Here is a 16,061-nt window from a genome sequence, read left to right as displayed (position 1 = left end):
CTATGGAAGAGATGATTAGAACATACCGGTTTCCCATCATCGGTGCGGTTGTCGGCTTGATTCTGGCAACGTTAATCTTCACAATCGGTTTTTGGAAAACCATCCTAGTGCTCATATTGACTGTGCTTGGTGCTTATTTAGCCTTTAAGTTACAGCAGTCTGGAATTTTACAGAAAATCAAACAGAATTCAACAAAGAAAAGAGGATCAAATTAATGGATAAAACAATGTCAAAAAGCAAGGACCAATTAACATCAAAAGATATCAACGAGCAGGTGCGAACAGAGACTGGCCAAATCGATTCCACGCAAACGGGCAAGAAAGATTCAGGAAGTTTGAGCACACAGGATGTAAATCAGACTAAAGATAGCTCAAAGAGCCAGATTCGGGGTGATTTAACTTTTGATGATCAAGTAATCCAGAAGATTGTTGGTATTGCACTCGATAAAGTTGATGGTCTGCTTAGTGTTGATGGCGGCTTCTTCTCTAATATTACTAGCAAACTGGTAAACACGGATCAAACGACAAGCGGTATCGATGTGGAAGTTGGCAAGAAACAAGTTGCCGTTGACCTAGAAATCGTTGCAGAGTACCAGAAACGGATTCCAGAAATCTATGATAAGATGAAGGACATTATTCAAAGAGAGGTTCACCAAATGACGAACCTGGATGTGGTGGAACTAAATGTAAATGTGGTCGATGTGATGACTAGAGAAGAACACGAGAAGCAAAGCGACACAGTGCAGGATAAATTGAGTCGCGCAACAGAAAAGACTGGCGAGTTCATCTCAGACAAGACTGAACAAGCAACTGAGGCAACAAAGCGTGCCGTTGATAAGAGCAGAAGCCGTGCGGAACAGATTCGCTAGAATAATGAGGAACCAAGGGTAGAATAGAATGTTGCGACAGGACATGGTTAGCTTTCGAGTACTAGTGAACTTGCTCAAAAACTACGCAGCAGTTTGAAGTGCAAGAAACTAGACGGAGAAAGTTATGTCCTGGAGCACATTTACAAGTTGCGACACCGAGCGCCCAGCTTCTGAGCACTAACGAACTTGGCTATCAATTACATCGTAATTGGTAAGACAAGAAGTTAGGCGGAGGAAGTTGCGAGGTGGAGCACAATTACAAGTTGCGACAGGACATGGTTAGCTTTCGAGTACTAGTGAACTTGCTCAAAAACTACGCAGTAGTTTGAAGTGCAAGAAACTAGACGGAGAAAGTTATGTCCAGGAGCACAATTACAAGTTGCGACACCGAGCGCCCAGCTTCTGAGCACTAACGAACTTGGCTATCAATTACAACGTAATTGGTAAAACAAGAAGTTAGGCGGAGGAAGTTGCGAGGTGGAGCACATTTACAAATCCCAACACAACATAACCATTTCCACCAAAAAAGGCAGCCTCACGGCTGTCTTTTTTTATACTATTCTGCTCTAATCAATTCGTTAATATCCTGTGCTTTCACAGTCCGATAAATAAAGATTTGGAAAACTGCCCAAACAACTAACAGCATTAGACCCACAACGATAATTTGTGTGGTTGGGAATAGGTAATGATTTAGATAGTAATCGTTCATCATCTTAAATAGTCCGTAGGAAACTCCCACGCCTAATCCCGTTCCAATAACTCCACCGGTAATCAACAAAATTGCGTTTTGAATTCCCAGCATCCCTGTAACCTGCTTCGCTGTCATTCCAACAGATTGGAACATTGCAAGACTGCGTTTTGAAGTGAGCAATGTGGAGAAAATATGACTGACAATCGTTGCCAGACTCACAAGTGAGAGTAATGCAATGAAGCCATATATCAGAATTCTTACTCCCAGCATCAAACTTCTTTGCTTATTCTGTTCAGCGATATTATCCGTGGTGTAAGCGTTAGGAAATTGTGCCCTTAAAGCATCATTCACACGTTGATGATTTTTAGAATTTGCTAATTTTGCTGCAGCAGCAATCCCAACATCATCGGAGCCCTTTCCCACTTTTGCAGCTATTTCCTTAAATTGCTGTTGACTTACGACCAGCGTATTATCCAGATTGAAATTAGAAATCATTTTGGTTGCGACATTATAAGTATCGACAACGACCCGGCTCGTGAGTGTATAACTGTACTTAGTCTTATTTGCTCCATTCTGTGACCAGTCAGCTAGCTTAAGTACAAAATTATCCTGCACCGGGAAATCTGAAATCACTTCTGACCGACCTCCACCCAGATCGTAGGTCATCTGAATCGAAATCAAGGTTGGCTTACCATTAAAATCGTTTTGGAAATCCTGTTGATTGATTCCCAAAACATAAATATCGCCATCCCTCTTTTCATCAACAGCTTCCCCACTTTTGGTATAGGTTTTGGGATATTCAGCTATTGCATGCATAAATGAACCAGATTGATAATTTTTTAGCTTATCAGCCTCTCTAAATACGCTTTGCAGTTCAGCTTCATCGGTTTTTTTATCCCTATCCCAGAAAACGATATCGGCTGATTCCCTGTAGTTTATTTCTTGAATAAATGAGCTAACAAAAGCTGTTAAACCAACAAATAGCATTAATGTAAAAATCAATGTAGCCATCATCGTGCGTTTCTGCGCCGAGCGGCGGTAATTTCTCATTGCCAATCTAGCCGTGGGCTGTTTAACATGTCTGATTAACCACGTGTTTTTCAGATGACGTTTCGTGAGCTTAGGACTAGGATCTAGCTGCTTAATCGCATTAATCGGTGTGACCTTTGCCGCACGTCGTGCTGGCCTAAATGACGCAATTATAGCCATCAAGACCATGAAGAAAAGTGCAACAAGCAGAGGTGGCCAATCGATGACCGTCTTAATCACCAAACCTGCATCCCCTTTTGCCAGAATTTGGTTGATTAGCTTAATCACACCGCTCATCCCAACGACACCAAAGCCATAGCCAAGCACCATTGATGGCACAACTAGAATCAAAGCTTGCTGATACACAATTTGACGAATCTGCCTAGGTGTAGTCCCGATGGAGCGCAATAACCCATAGCGTTTTCTCTGCGCCATCACCGAAAGGTTGATACTCGTGTAGATTAGAATCAAGGCGACAACTCCAATAATCGCCAGAATTACTAGCACAACCGTCGTTGTAACTGCAGCGGCACCGATACCACGCGATTGACCCATGGTTTGAAGGGCAGAATTCAAAAACTGTAAATCCTTTTTCTTTACCTTTGCTTTTGCCGCAATCTTATCCATTTCTGCATAGAAATTGGTGTATCTTTTCGGAATCACAGCGATGTTAATTGGTCCGCTAAAATCATCTGAATAGCCCAGTATCGAGCCCGTATTAACCAGGCTGCCCGTGAAATTCATCATTCGACCAACTACATTAAAGGTCTGTTTCTTTCCCGCAATCGTGAAGGTGACTTTACCATCCACGATATCGTCATAGCCGTCCGGGACCAAGACTTCATTTTTAGCGTTTGGTAATCTCCCACTCGTCAAAATCGGTTTGGCTAGATCATACAAGGACTTTCTAGGCATCGTTTTGAAATCAATATTTACATAATAGTTACTGTCATCGACCTCAAATGTACCCTTTGTTTGTGAGATAGCCGTCAATTTGAATGCTGAATTATTCAGTATTTCTTTCTGTCCACTTACAGGAACATTATTAAATTGCATGACGTAACCGCCGGAATCTTTGGTCTGAATATCGAACATCGTTCTTTGACCGCTGCGCAATCCAACAAGCACAGCAACCGCAAGTGTTGCGGCAATTGCCATTGCGATAATCGTCATGATAGTACGTTTAATATCCGTTTTTAGCAGGCGTAGACTTAATTTCCAAGTTGTTTTCATCGCGCTTACCCCTCATTCAGCAAGCCGTCTTCAATCGTGATGATTCGACTGGCCTGTTGTGCAATGAGTGGATCGTGTGTGATTAAAACCACAGTCTGTCCCTCTTTAACGTTGGCGTAATGCAATAATTCCATGATTTCCTGGGAGTTTCTCTGATCCAAGTTACCCGTGGGCTCATCGGCCAGTACAATTGCTGGCTTATTAATCAACGCCCGCCCGATTGCTACTCTTTGCTGTTGTCCACCGGAAAGTGCTGCAGGAAGGGCATCCTCCTTCCCGCGTAACCCCAACGTGTTAAATAATTCAGCTAACTGCTCATCGGGAACGTTCTTGCCATCCAATTCCGCTGGCAAGGTAATGTTCTCACGTACCGTCAGATTAGGCAGTAGGTTATAGAATTGGTAGATTAAGCCGACCTGACGGCGACGAAAAATCGCGAGTTGAGTCTCATTCAGGTCGTAGATATCCGTGTCATACAGCTGCACTGAACCACTGGTTGGTCGGTCAACCCCACCCAAGAGGTGGAGCAACGTTGACTTGCCCGAGCCACTGGAGCCGACGATTGCGAGAAATTCTCCTTCTTCAATCGATAAGTTAGCCTGGTTCAATGCAGGTCGTTCCTCACCAGGATATTGCTTGGTTAAATTTTTTGCTGTCAAAATAGCCATCTGACTTCCTCCATCTTTATTTAAATTCAGTATAGTTGGCGAAAGTGACAGCTAGGTGACAACAACCAAACTAACGAAACAAATCAACGCGGTAGCTTACGCCAGCCGCAATATTTTGCACCGAAACATTGCCACCAGTAGCAGTAATTATTCCCTTGGCGATGGCGAGGCCAATCCCCATGTTGTTCGGTGCACTCTGACTTCCACGATAGAATCGATCAAACAGATGCGGCAGGTCAGTTTCAGCGATTGCTTCTCCCGCGTTTTCAATTGTCAAAATTACGGAAAGTGGTGTCTGCACAGCTTTCACTTTAATCAGACTATGTTTTGGTGCGTGTTCAAAGTTGTTTTTGAAAATATTTATTAGAGCTTCCTGCATCAGCTTACGGTTCACGGCGACCACAATATCCTGCGGCACAGCGTAGTCGAATGACAAATCCGCGGTAGTAATCGCAGGCAAAAGAAAGTTCAAACTCTCCGTGAGCAACTGATTTAAGTTAACAGGCTCCTTGATATTACTCAATGTGTGGGTGTCGACTTTGGCAAGCAGCACCATCTGCTCAACCAGACCGGCTAAACGTTCATTTTGCTGCTGTAGCCCCTTTTTGCTCTCTGCCAGATTCTCAGGTGTCAGCAAATCAATCATATTACCACTCGTCGCAATCGGCGTACGTAACTGGTGCGCAATATTGGTAATTGCGTAGGTCAATTGCTGACGATCCTGCTTCAGATTAACCGCCTGGACCTCGCTCTGCCTGCGGTAGCGATACAGTTCATTGTGAATCTTCGAGAACAATCCTTCGTCATTTTGCACCAGCGAGTATTCACTCTGACCCGTTCCTGTCGCCTTAAGCAGTTCATGAATCGCAGCTAGCTTCTCGTTAACCAGCTTTAACCACCTATATAAGGTAAATACAACCAAAGAAACAGCAACTAGGTATACGGCTAACAACAGTAAAAATTGCTCCGGCAATAAAACGATAGCCAGAGCGAATACACCACTGAGAATAACGATTAATACGCTGCCTAACTTCACCACCAAACGAATTTCGGGCGAATCATGCATTATTTTGTTCATCGAAAAAGTACCCCATTCCCCTAATCGTGCGAATCATGGTTGGCTGATTTGGTTGCAACTCAATTTTCTCTCGCAGACGCTTAATTGTAACCGTCAACGTATTGTCACTGACGTATTTCCCCTGCACGTCCCAGATGACTTGCATCAACTGTTCGCGTTGTAGAATCTGATTGTGATTCTCGACCAAGAAGCGTAAAAGGCGCCACTCTAGGACTGTCAATGACACGGGAACGCCATCACGTAGCAAAATCTGCTTGCCGAAGTCAAAAGTTAGCGCTCCTATTACTAATTGTGCTTGTGGGATTAGCTTGTTCATTCTTGCCTCTAGCACATGTAAACTGACCGGTTTTAGCACGTAATCTTCGGCCAGACCTAATCCTGTGATAATCCTATTTTCTTCGTCGTTGGCTGTTAGAATCAATATCTTGCTAGACAAAAGTTCGTGCCAGCTTTTAAGCCACGCTAAGCCGTCACCATCGGGCAATCCAAGATCGAGAATGATAATGTCAGGTGTTTCATTTTGGATAAGTGCTTCAGCCATGCTCAAGTTTTGAGCAATATTAACTTGGTATTTTCCCGTAAAATACTCGGCCATGCTGTTCGCTAGCGCCTGCTCGTCCTCGACAATTAGTAATTTCATCGGTCAGCCTCCCCGTCTTTGTTCTGTGTATGTCGAAATGTAGTCTCAGTATACCCGATGCCTTTCGAAATCAAAAATAGTGTCATTACTTTTATAGGTAAAATTTTCCCGAAAAGGTGTGTTTTTGGGCGGCAAAAAGACTATCATACGCTTGTAAGATTATTAATCTTTGGGGGAATAATTATGCAAGAGAAGTCTACGCGCATGTATGCGCAAGAGGAGCTCACAAAAGTTTATAAAGAGCTCGGAACTTCAGAGAATGGTCTCACTAAGGAGGCTGCGGAAACCCGTCTAGAGCATTTCGGTCCAAACACCATCAAAAAGGCGCAACGCGAATCCGAATTTAAAACCTTCATCAAGAACTTCCTGAGTCTCATGGCAATCCTACTTTGGATCTCAGGTTTCATCGCAATTTTCACCGGTACGCCCGAACTTGGGATTGCAATTTGGGCAGTCACCATCATTAATGGGGTCTTCAGTTATTACCAAGAACACGCCGCCAAAAAAGCAACGGATTCGCTGCTAGGCATGCTGCCACAGTTCACCAAGGTCTATCGCGACGGAGAAGTAGTTAATCTGGAGTCATCTCAAGTTGTCCCTGGCGATATTTTTGTCCTCCAGGCCGGCGACGCAATTCCAGTTGATGCCCGCCTAATCGAGGCCACCTCACTGCAGGTCGACGAATCCGCCCTCACAGGTGAATCGGTCCCCGAATCGAAGAAGGTTGGTTTTGAGGAAGGCGAAGGTCGTTTTGCGGAGAGTAACATCATCTATGCCGGCACAACTGCCGTTAGTGGCACTGCAAAAGCCGTAACGCTAACAACAGGTATGGCCACAGAGTTTGGTCACATTGCCGCATTGACGCACGAACAGAAAAAGACGGCAAGTCCACTTCAGCTTGAGCTCAACCGTCTGACCAAGCAGATTTCCATTATTGCCTTCTCGATTGGCCTGGTTTTCCTCGTTGCCGCGATTTTCTTCGTCCATTATCCATTCGCTAAATCCTTCGTTTTTGCACTTGGGATGATTGTCGCCTTCATTCCTGAAGGACTTCTACCAACCGTCACACTTTCCCTAGCGCAGGGTGTCAAACGCATGGCTAAGAAGCACGCGCTTGTTAAGGAGCTCAGCAGCATCGAGACCCTCGGTGAAACTACTGTTATCTGTTCGGATAAAACGGGAACATTGACGCAGAATCAGATGACTATCAACCATCTCTGGCTTCCCAAAAACGAGTTTGACGTGACAGGTCAAGGATACGTCAACAACGGAGAAATTACCTTAAACGGTAAGTCGATTAACGTCGCCGATTATCCAAATCTTGGTATGCTCGTTCAAGTTGCCGCACTCGATAACGATACGCAAGTTGAACAAGCTGATGGTGAACCCAAAATCATGGGAACACCAACGGAAGCCGCATTGATCATCCTGGCCCAAAAGGCGGGTTTTGATATCAAGCAAGCTAAGCTTGATACACCACGAGTTAAGGAGTTCACATTCGATTCAGAACGAAAAAGAATGTCGACTATCCATCAAATTGAAAAAGACAGCTATCGCCTCTGTTTGAAGGGCTCACTAAGTGACACAATTAACCTATGCGACCAGATTCAGGATGGTGACACGCTGCGCCCACTCACGGTTGCTGACCACGAACGAATTGACGCAGCAAACAAAGAATATGCCTCATCAGGTTTACGTTCCATGGTCATCGCTTATCGCGATTTGGGTCAACTTGACGAAGATGAGCTGAACGCAATCGAGTTCACCGAAGCTGAGAAGCATCTGACATTCGTCGGCTTAGCAGTCATGTCAGACCCACCACGTCCAGAGGTTTTCGCAGCTGTCAATGAATGTCACGAGGCCAAAATCAAGATTATCATGGTGACAGGCGACAGCTCATTAACGGCTAAATCAATCGCTGTTCAAATCGGGATTGTTGGTGAGAATGCCCGCGTTATCACCGGTAGCGCGCTCGAAAAAATGAGCAAGCAAGAGCTAAAGATTGCCCTAGCTGACGAAGTTGTTTTTGCTAGAGTTGCGCCAGAGCAGAAGTACAAAATCGTCTCGACACTGCAAGAGATGGGCGAAGTCGTTGCCTCGACCGGCGATGGCGTAAATGATGCTCCCGCACTGAAGAAAGCTGACATCGGCGTGGCCATGGGTAAGATGGGCACGGATGTCGCAAAAGATGCTGCAGACATAATTCTAACCGATGACAATTTTGCTTCAATCGTTGCGGCTATCGAAGAAGGTCGTGCGGTTTACAGCAACATCCAAAAGTTCCTGATTTATATTCTCTGCTCGAATGTTCCTGAGGCATTTCCTTCGATCCTGTTCCTATTCAGTCGCGGATTGATTCCGTTGCCTTTAACCGTCATGCAAATCCTGACCGTCGATTTGGGTACCGATCTCTTACCAGCACTTGGCTTAGGTTCTGAAAAGGCGGAACCAGGAATTATGAAGCAGCCACCTCGTTCAAGGAACGCACATTTACTAAACAAGCGCGTGATCTGGAAGGCTTTTGGCTGGTATGGCCTAATTGCATCCCTGATCTCGACCGGCGCATACTTCTTCACCAACTACGAAAATGGTTGGCCTAGCGTGTCGCTCGCGGGTAGCGGATCGCTTTACATGGAGGCCACCACGATGACTTTGGCGGCTATCGTCTTCTGCCAGGTTGCTAACGTGCTTAACTGTCGGACGCAGAACTCCTCGGTTTTCTCAATCGGATTGTTCAAAAATAGATTGGTCTGGTACGGCATCATCTTCGAGATTTTGTTATTAGCAGTCCTCATCTACACACCTGTACTGCAGGGCGTATTCAACACAACCGCTATTCAATGGGTTGATTGGGCATTCCTCTTTGCCATCCCAATTCCATTGTTCCTGATTGAGGAGTTGCGCAAGCTTATTGCAAGAAGATCACATCCAGAATTATATTAGTTTATAGACTTTAAAAGCATAGCAAAATAGCCCTAACACTGTACAATAAAGGTGTTAGAGCTATTATTTTGGAGAAAATTTATGAAAACACTTTTGCTAAACTCACTTGAAATCAACATTAAGCAATCAGACATCACTAAGGAAACAACTGACGCTATCGTTAATGCAGCCAACAAGGAAATGATTCCTGGCGGCGGAGTCGATGGTGCAATTAATCGAGCTGCCGGACCTGATCTTGGATCTGCACAGAGAAAGCTTGGTCCCATCGAAACTGGTGAAGCAGTTATTACTGCCGGTTTTGCACTCCCAGCTAAATACGTCATCCATACAGCAGGACCTATATGGCATGATGGTGCAAATGATGAGGAACATGAATTGGCGGCTTCTTACCTGAACAGTTTAAACCTAGCTAAAGAACACAAGCTGACTTCTATTTCATTTCCGGCAATCAGCACAGGCGTTTACCATTTTCCGCTCGATTTGGCAGTGAAGATTGTTTTTGAAACACTAACAGAATTCAGTCAAAATCCCGGTACAGTTCAAGTTATCAATCTAGTAAACTTTGATTCAAAGACAAACGTGGTCTATGAAAAATATTTTGCAATGAAACTTGACTAGTTTTGTTCCCAAAAATCAGGCTCAGAAAGTGAACCTTCACTTTTAACAAGAAATGGATTCTCTATTCTAGGACTAAGAATTATTGTTCCATTGTCCTTATAATCCACAACATATTCTTGATTATCCTTCAACTTACTTCCGTACTCAAATGGTAATGAAATAATTCTCATATCATCTTTAACAGTGGCTTTTACAATTAACATCACATACCTCCTATTAACAATCAGTATGTTCTTTGATTCCCGTTAACACAATTTTTCAGTCCAATTTATTTCTTATTAACTGCCATCCATACTTCGCTGTATGCAGATTTGCCATCCTCGTGCATCTTCGTGAACGAGAAGTTTGGTAATGGTGCTAGCTCATAATCGACGGAGCCCAACCATTGTGCATAAATTTGTGCGTACGTTTGTTGTAGTGTTTCTGGAAATGGTCCGTCACTTGGGAACACTGCCCATGTACTTGCAGGCACTTCCAAAACTTCAAGTCCTGCTGGGATATCACTAACAGCATTTGTCGTCAAAACACCGATCATGTGTATCAACATTCCCTCTTCCTTCATGAAGTTTGCGTCCGCATTATAAGATGCATTCACCACTTCTTTTGGATCGAGATTCTGCAATTCATGCATCTGGTCTCGTTGTTCTGGAGTGATTGATTGCGCCAGTTTCACGATTTCTTCGTTCACACCCTCAAACTGCATTGGCACACTTTTGGCAGCACCAACAAGGTTGAAAGCTGGTAATTCTTTAATTTGATATGTCATAGGTTGTCCTCCATTTACTTGTATCGAAAAGTTTAGGACTGGCAAAACCTTGGTGAGCCCGCTTTTGGTCACATCAGAAGGTAAAAATCCTGTCCATCGCTTGAAAGCACGCGAGAAACCATCCACGGAATCGTAGCCAAAATCATAGGCCACATCAGTCACCTTTTGCCCAGCTAACAACGCCAAATTGGCCTCTGATAGCCGACGGCGTTTGATGTATTCCGTCAAGGTCATGCCTGCCAAATAGTAGAAAACTTGGTGCAACTGAAACTCTGACATGTTAGCTTCTGCAGCAAGCTGTTTAACAGTCAGCGTGTCGCCCAAGTGGCTCTCAATATAGTTGACCACCGTGTTCAATTCCTTTAGCATCGTCTCGCTCCTTTCGAAAATCAGTATAGCAAGTGCGGAAATTCTCAACTCGACATTCTTCAATTAATTATATCGGATAAAAAAAGAATAGCCTAAGGCTATTCCTCTGAATAAATTTCATTTCTATCTAAACATCGTCTTTGTCGCTCTCGCCATCACTTTTGGATCCTTTTCATAGTGATGCATCTTCGTGAGTTTGCTCTTATCTAAACCAAGGAAGTGGTAGACAGCAGTTTGTGCGCATCTATACGAATACTGTTCCGTGAATACCATATCAAATGGCATCTCAGCGAATTGGCTGATAAATGCCAAATTCTTCGAGTGCTTTGGTACGACAAGTGGACGATCTCCTACCGCACGTTTGTTGAACAACGCACTTGCATAAGGCATGAAGACTGGCACAACGTTCACAATCGATTCCCAAATTTCGTCATAATGGTTGGCAATATTGTCCTCAGATGTATCCACAGCTGACAAGTGACCCAACAATTCTTCCAAAATCTCGCGACCATTCATCTCGATGAATGGTTTCTTTACGTAATCCCCAACTTTTCTTGGGAACATCGCATAACCCCAGAAGACCGTTTCATTCTCCCTTTGCTCGTGGAAATGAGGCTGATGGTGTACCACAATTGATAATAGATTATTACTCTCAATCCATGTATTCAGGGCATTTCCGGGCTGTTGCTGTGTAATGCGTGTAATTTGATTCAATAAGTAGTGATTATTGGTCGTAACATTGAAGCTCATCCACTCACTTGCTGCCCGGTCGTTGAAGAACTTATCCGGATGTCCGAGGTCGAAGAAGTGTTCGGTAGCCTTCTTCCATAATGCTGCACTCGGGGCATATTCCATATTTTCAACAATTGGTGTATCCAGATCGCCGAACGAGCTACTATCAGTAATCGCACCGTTCGTGTCAAAGACTAAATCTGTATCCTCAACCGGAATTACGCCAGTCTCACCGGTTTCCACATTCTCGTACTTCAAGCCCTTTACAATAATTTCGTCTCGCAGCAACGTATCTTGAAATTCCCAATCAACAATCTTCATATTGTTTACGAATTTAACACCCTTATCCTCAAGTAGACTACGCATCGGGAGAATTAAGCTTTCGTACTGATTAAATGGTGTCCGCGTCACGCCCGCCAGTGTGTTGATTCGGCTAAATTCAAGAATCATCCTATTCATGTACCGTCTAAGTTCCATCGCAGAACTCTCTTTTTTGAACGCAAAGGTAGTTTCCCACATGTACCAGAAGTTGGTCTTGAAAATATGCGGGGTCTTCTTGAACCACTCCGCTATGGTGATGTCGTTCAACTCCTCTTCCTTTGACTCCGGCAACATCATGAGCCGCGTCAGCCAGTACCGATCCAGGTTATTGAATTGCATATGCGAGTAGTCGTTCTTGTCGCCACGATTTCTGATACCCTTGCTATCCATCAAGCGGGCCACGTCATGTGTTGGATGTGCATGGTCAAATTCCAGAATTTCCTCAGTCACACTTTGACCAGGATGATCCAAGGACGGTACATAACTCATTAAATCCCAGAGATTCTCGTATGTCTCTTCGTTGAGCATCCGACCGCCCTTTGCCATGTAGCCTGCGTTATTACTCAAAGTCTGATTACTGTATTCATCCTCATAGTCACTGACCTTCGCACCATCATTTGCACCATGTTGCTCCAAGCCAAAAAGGGTAATCTGCTCACCCCGCCAGTGACCATCCCGAATAAGGTAGAGTGCTGCAGCTAAATTACCGATTCCTGTACCAATCATGTAAGCTTTTTGTGACATTTAAAGCACCTCCAAAGAAAAATTCTTTATCTATACGTTAATAGTATTCCTTTTTAAGTATCCTGTAAATAGATAACAACGCGATTTTTAAAAACGTTACAAATATTTTACAATTCTGTCTCAACTAGCCAGCAAAAACGCGCTACATACCTTGCTGTAGCGAGTTTTTTTAAATAACCACGTTTTAAGAGCTATCATTTGCCCAATACATAAGACTAATATAGACTATAAGTGTAGAAGAGATCTTCTCTACAAATAAAATTGAAAGGATTGATGCCTATGCTACATTGGATCTGGGTATTAATCGTTGGTGCGATTATTGGTGCCATTGCTGGCGCAATCACTAATCGCAGTATGCCATTCAGCTGGATCGGTAATATTATTGGCGGTATCGTCGGAGCCTGGGTGGGGCAATCCCTCCTTGGTGAATGGGGTCCACAATTAGCTGGTATGGCAATCATCCCTTCGATTATTGGTGCCATTATCGTTGTATTAGTGGTTTCGCTAATCTTCCGTGGCACCAGCAAAAAAGAAAAGGCGTAGTTGAAAATTTTCATCCCCCGTAAAAATTCATACTCCTCATTAACATTATTCCCCTTTAGATATTTACATTCGAACAGATAGTAGAATATCGCTTTTTCTCTTTAACTCACCTCATCGAGGTGGGTTTTTTGTATGTCCCTAAATAAAGGTCTTTAAATAAGAAAGAAGCCATATCCAGCTTAACGAATACAACTTCTTGCTTAATTTAGGAATTAAGTTTAATTAAGGTAACAGCAAAAATGCACCTGCAGCAAGCAGACCGCCCACTACATCGCCAACAATTGGAACCCAACTATATGACCAGTCAGACCCACCCTTATTAGCGATTGGTAACACTGCATGAGCCAACCTGGGGCCAAAGTCACGCGCCGGATTAATTGCATAACCAGTGGTTCCTCCAAGTGACAGACCAATTGACGTGATTAGTGCACCAACGACAAGTGGGTTCAAGCCATCGGTAAAACGGCCACGGGTAAAGGCCATCAATGCAAATACCAACATGAACGTCCCAATAACCTCACTAACGAAGTTTGCTGCGTAGTTACGAATTGCTGGCCCTGTTGCAAAGGTACCGAGAATGGCAGCCTGATCCTTAGTCTCCTGCCAATGTGGATAGTAGTGAATCCAGACCAACACTGCGCCAAGGAATGCACCAGCAACTTGGGCAATAATGAATGGTATTACTCCACTCCAGCCAAATTTACCGGCGGCAGCCATCCCTATCGTGACAGCGGGATTCAAGTGGGCGGGTCCGAGAAAGCCAGACACGTACACCCCCATAATCACCGCAAATCCCCAGCCAAGTGAAATTGCTATCCAACCTGCACCCTCACTCTTCGACTTCTTCAAGCTTACGCCAGCCACAACACCATCACCGAGCAAAACGAGTACCAGTGTCCCAATAAATTCGCCGATGCTCTGTACAAAAATATCTCCCATTGTTCTTCTCCTTCTTAAAACAATCACACATGTATGCGTTACTCACCAAATCTGTTGAGATGCTCAAGTCTTGATTCAGCAATCGTCTCTGCCGTTTGAGCTTGTCTCTGGGCCTTTTCCGCATCAGACCACCCCAATAATCTGGCCATCTCATTTACGATAGGCTCTACAATTTCATCCAGTTGATCAGCATGGAATAGTAAGTGATTCGTCCTGCGGAGTAAGTAGTCCACCGGTGTCAATGTCATCTCCTCATTCACAGAATAGTGTAAACTAGCGGTCTCCGCCATGCTCAACCCCGGTGCAGCTTCCAGCTCACTAATGTAAGAAATTACACGTCCAGTATTTGAACCGTAACGATTAGCTAATTCACGGGCAGCAGGCTCACTTAATCCTTTGTCCATACCAATTTTAGTGTAGAAATCAAGGGTCTGCTCAACATTATTTGGATCGAAATGCCCTCCGGATACCTGGAGCTTCGTTGAGTCAATTTCCTTGAAATCTTCATTGAACTGGACTTTGAATTCCCGCCGCAATAACGCGAGTGCTCCAGCAGCCATCTTCCTGTAATCCGTTATTTTCCCTCCCGCAAGGGTAATCAATCCGTCATCGCCTACCTTAAGCTCCGAACCGCGCGATACCTGCGATGCGGTCACAGTTCTTTCTGCCCGTGCAGTCTTCAGCCTACTAATTGCATGTTCGACGTCATCTCTCGATGCTTCCTGTGCCTCATACTTTTGGACAATATTCACCAGATTCTGGAAACTGGCATCAGAAACCTTACCAACATTGGCCCCGCCACCGTTATAATCGGATCCACTATTTGACGCAATCAGCGGCCGCAAGCCAACCCAGCTGGCCTCAATATCCTCTTGCCTAATATGTGCATCTGGGTAACGGTTATTCAAAACGCCTAATAAGTAATCAACATCTTCCTGTTCTACTCTTGGATGCTTAAAGTCGCCGTTAAAGTCTGTATCTGTCGTACCAAAGTAGGTCTTACCTTCTCGCGGAACAACGAATACCATCCGCCCGTCTTGCATCCCCGTATCGAAGTATGTCGGTTGTGGCACCTTCAGCTTCGCCTCGTCAACCACTAGGTGCACACCCTTAGTTGGACGCAACTTCAAGCCGGCACCATCTCGGTCGTCTAACTTGAGGAACTCTTCAGCCCAAGGTCCTGTTGTATTGATGAAGAACTTTGCACGAATTACAAACTCCTCATTCGTCAGGTTGTCTCGTACCTTTAGGCCACTAATCTTGCCGCCCGCATGTTCCACGCCAATCGCTTCAACGTGACTCACCATCAGTCCACCAAGCTCCGCAGCCTCTTTGATATTCTCAATTACAAGTCTGGCATCATTATTGACGTAGTCCAGGTAGACGCCCGCACCCTCTAGGTGCTCAGTCTTCAAGTTCGGCTCACGTTGAAGGACTTCCTTCTTATCAATGATGTAGTTAGCATATTGGGTTCCCGTGACACCAGCCAGTTGATCATACAAGTCCATCGCTACCTTAACGCTGAACATATCAAAGGTTGAATCTGGTTCATCATAGATGGGCAGGAGCATTGGGAACGGCTTCGGGATGTGGGGCGCAACGCCCTGCACAACTGCCCGCTCCTTGACGGTGTCGCTCACGACACCTACATCAAACGTCTTGAGATAACGAATTCCACCGTGAACCAATTTGGTCGAGCGTGAGCTTGTGCCCTCGGCAAAGTCTTGCATCTCTACCAATCCGGTATTCATGCCAGATGCGGCAGCCTGAATCGCTACCCCAGCACCAGTAATTCCACCACCAATAATCAATAAATCTAGCTCTGTCTTCTTCAATTTCTCGATTGTTGCTGTCCGTGTTTCGCTTGAAAATTTCATGA

General features: G+C 44.5%; 14 protein-coding genes. 5 read left to right on the top strand and 9 right to left on the bottom strand.

All coding sequences use genetic code 11. The annotated features are described in order from the left end of the window. The first annotated feature begins 2 nt into the window (after positions 1-2). Both LA20533_RS04845 and LA20533_RS04840 read left to right on the top strand, forming a co-directional pair. Positions 3-215 (top strand): DUF2273 domain-containing protein, encoded by a 213-nt coding sequence (locus tag LA20533_RS04845; protein ID WP_054745778.1) that lies wholly within the window; start codon positions 3-5, stop codon positions 213-215. Beyond that, positions 215-868: an Asp23/Gls24 family envelope stress response protein gene (locus tag LA20533_RS04840; protein WP_236693787.1), complete on the top strand. Its 654-nt coding sequence runs from the start codon at positions 215-217 to the stop codon at positions 866-868. The genes LA20533_RS04845 and LA20533_RS04840 overlap by 1 nt, the downstream gene beginning before the upstream one ends. A gap of 556 nt (positions 869-1,424) precedes the next feature. Here LA20533_RS04840 and LA20533_RS04835 read toward each other — a convergent pair. The 4 genes from LA20533_RS04835 to LA20533_RS04820 all read right to left on the bottom strand — a co-directional run bounded on the left by LA20533_RS04835 (position 1,425) and on the right by LA20533_RS04820 (position 6,207). Then, positions 1,425-3,821, bottom strand: a complete 2,397-nt coding sequence (locus tag LA20533_RS04835; protein WP_056947325.1) for an ABC transporter permease — start codon at positions 3,819-3,821, stop codon at positions 1,425-1,427. Positions 3,822-3,826: 5 nt separating this feature from the next. Further along, positions 3,827-4,489, bottom strand: a complete 663-nt coding sequence (locus LA20533_RS04830) for an ABC transporter ATP-binding protein (protein WP_056947328.1) — start codon at positions 4,487-4,489, stop codon at positions 3,827-3,829. A 70-nt stretch (positions 4,490-4,559) separates the two neighbouring features. Beyond that, complete coding sequence (locus LA20533_RS04825; protein ID WP_054745786.1) at positions 4,560-5,567, bottom strand: sensor histidine kinase; 1,008 nt, start codon at positions 5,565-5,567, stop codon at positions 4,560-4,562. Further along, positions 5,548-6,207, bottom strand: a complete 660-nt coding sequence (locus LA20533_RS04820) for a response regulator transcription factor (protein ID WP_054745788.1) — start codon at positions 6,205-6,207, stop codon at positions 5,548-5,550. The genes LA20533_RS04825 and LA20533_RS04820 overlap by 20 nt, the downstream gene beginning before the upstream one ends. 180 nt (positions 6,208-6,387) lie before the next feature. Between LA20533_RS04820 and LA20533_RS04815 the strand changes: the two genes are divergently transcribed. Both LA20533_RS04815 and LA20533_RS04810 read left to right on the top strand, forming a co-directional pair. Next, positions 6,388-9,150, top strand: coding sequence for a cation-translocating P-type ATPase (locus LA20533_RS04815; RefSeq protein WP_201779029.1), 2,763 nt, complete (start codon positions 6,388-6,390; stop codon positions 9,148-9,150). A gap of 81 nt (positions 9,151-9,231) precedes the next feature. Beyond that, positions 9,232-9,768 (top strand): macro domain-containing protein, encoded by a 537-nt coding sequence (locus LA20533_RS04810; protein WP_054745789.1) that lies wholly within the window; start codon positions 9,232-9,234, stop codon positions 9,766-9,768. Here the strand turns inward: LA20533_RS04810 and mazE are convergent. From mazE to LA20533_RS04795, 3 genes are all read right to left on the bottom strand, one after another. Then, positions 9,765-9,971: a type II toxin-antitoxin system PemI/MazE family antitoxin gene (mazE, locus tag LA20533_RS04805; RefSeq protein WP_054745791.1), complete on the bottom strand. Its 207-nt coding sequence runs from the start codon at positions 9,969-9,971 to the stop codon at positions 9,765-9,767. The two genes, LA20533_RS04810 and mazE, sit on opposite strands and share 4 nt — an antisense overlap. Positions 9,972-10,036: 65 nt before the next feature. Continuing rightward, entirely contained in the window at positions 10,037-10,903 is an 867-nt protein-coding gene (locus tag LA20533_RS04800) for an AraC family transcriptional regulator (RefSeq protein WP_054745793.1), read from the bottom strand. Positions 10,904-11,026: 123 nt separating this feature from the next. Then, the gene (locus tag LA20533_RS04795) at positions 11,027-12,700 is read right to left on the bottom strand and encodes an oleate hydratase (RefSeq protein WP_056947334.1); all 1,674 of its coding nucleotides are present in this window, start codon (positions 12,698-12,700) and stop codon (positions 11,027-11,029) included. Positions 12,701-12,979: 279 nt separating this feature from the next. On the opposite strand from LA20533_RS04795, the gene LA20533_RS04790 reads away from it, so the two are divergent. Beyond that, positions 12,980-13,243, top strand: a complete 264-nt coding sequence (locus LA20533_RS04790) for a GlsB/YeaQ/YmgE family stress response membrane protein (RefSeq protein ID WP_056947337.1) — start codon at positions 12,980-12,982, stop codon at positions 13,241-13,243. Positions 13,244-13,465: 222 nt separating this feature from the next. On the opposite strand, the gene LA20533_RS04785 is transcribed toward LA20533_RS04790, so the two are convergent. Both LA20533_RS04785 and glpO read right to left on the bottom strand, forming a co-directional pair. Next, complete coding sequence (locus tag LA20533_RS04785; RefSeq protein WP_054745795.1) at positions 13,466-14,182, bottom strand: MIP/aquaporin family protein; 717 nt, start codon at positions 14,180-14,182, stop codon at positions 13,466-13,468. A 38-nt stretch (positions 14,183-14,220) separates the two neighbouring features. After that, positions 14,221-16,059 (bottom strand): type 1 glycerol-3-phosphate oxidase, encoded by a 1,839-nt coding sequence (glpO, locus tag LA20533_RS04780; protein WP_054745797.1) that lies wholly within the window; start codon positions 16,057-16,059, stop codon positions 14,221-14,223. Positions 16,060-16,061: the final 2 nt, after the last annotated feature.

Origin of the sequence: Amylolactobacillus amylophilus DSM 20533 = JCM 1125 (assembly GCF_001936335.1) — a bacterium.
Lineage (GTDB): Bacteria > Bacillota > Bacilli > Lactobacillales > Lactobacillaceae > Amylolactobacillus > Amylolactobacillus amylophilus.
This window is presented reverse-complemented; position numbering and strand designations above follow the sequence as displayed.

What these genes read in the sequence shown, in the direction of transcription:
- LA20533_RS04795 (WP_056947334.1), bottom strand. Translation starts at nt 12,700, where the DNA reads ATGTCACAAAAAGCTTACATGATTGGTACAGGAATCGGTAATTTAGCT.
- glpO (WP_054745797.1), bottom strand. Translation starts at nt 16,059, where the DNA reads ATGAAATTTTCAAGCGAAACACGGACAGCAACAATCGAGAAATTGAAG.
- mazE (WP_054745791.1), bottom strand. Translation starts at nt 9,971, where the DNA reads ATGTTAATTGTAAAAGCCACTGTTAAAGATGATATGAGAATTATTTCA.
- LA20533_RS04785 (WP_054745795.1), bottom strand. Translation starts at nt 14,182, where the DNA reads ATGGGAGATATTTTTGTACAGAGCATCGGCGAATTTATTGGGACACTG.
- LA20533_RS04790 (WP_056947337.1), top strand. Translation starts at nt 12,980, where the DNA reads ATGCTACATTGGATCTGGGTATTAATCGTTGGTGCGATTATTGGTGCC.
- LA20533_RS04840 (WP_236693787.1), top strand. Translation starts at nt 215, where the DNA reads ATGGATAAAACAATGTCAAAAAGCAAGGACCAATTAACATCAAAAGAT.
- LA20533_RS04835 (WP_056947325.1), bottom strand. Translation starts at nt 3,821, where the DNA reads ATGAAAACAACTTGGAAATTAAGTCTACGCCTGCTAAAAACGGATATT.
- LA20533_RS04810 (WP_054745789.1), top strand. Translation starts at nt 9,232, where the DNA reads ATGAAAACACTTTTGCTAAACTCACTTGAAATCAACATTAAGCAATCA.
- LA20533_RS04800 (WP_054745793.1), bottom strand. Translation starts at nt 10,903, where the DNA reads ATGCTAAAGGAATTGAACACGGTGGTCAACTATATTGAGAGCCACTTG.
- LA20533_RS04830 (WP_056947328.1), bottom strand. Translation starts at nt 4,489, where the DNA reads ATGGCTATTTTGACAGCAAAAAATTTAACCAAGCAATATCCTGGTGAG.
- LA20533_RS04820 (WP_054745788.1), bottom strand. Translation starts at nt 6,207, where the DNA reads ATGAAATTACTAATTGTCGAGGACGAGCAGGCGCTAGCGAACAGCATG.
- LA20533_RS04845 (WP_054745778.1), top strand. Translation starts at nt 3, where the DNA reads ATGGAAGAGATGATTAGAACATACCGGTTTCCCATCATCGGTGCGGTT.
- LA20533_RS04825 (WP_054745786.1), bottom strand. Translation starts at nt 5,567, where the DNA reads ATGAACAAAATAATGCATGATTCGCCCGAAATTCGTTTGGTGGTGAAG.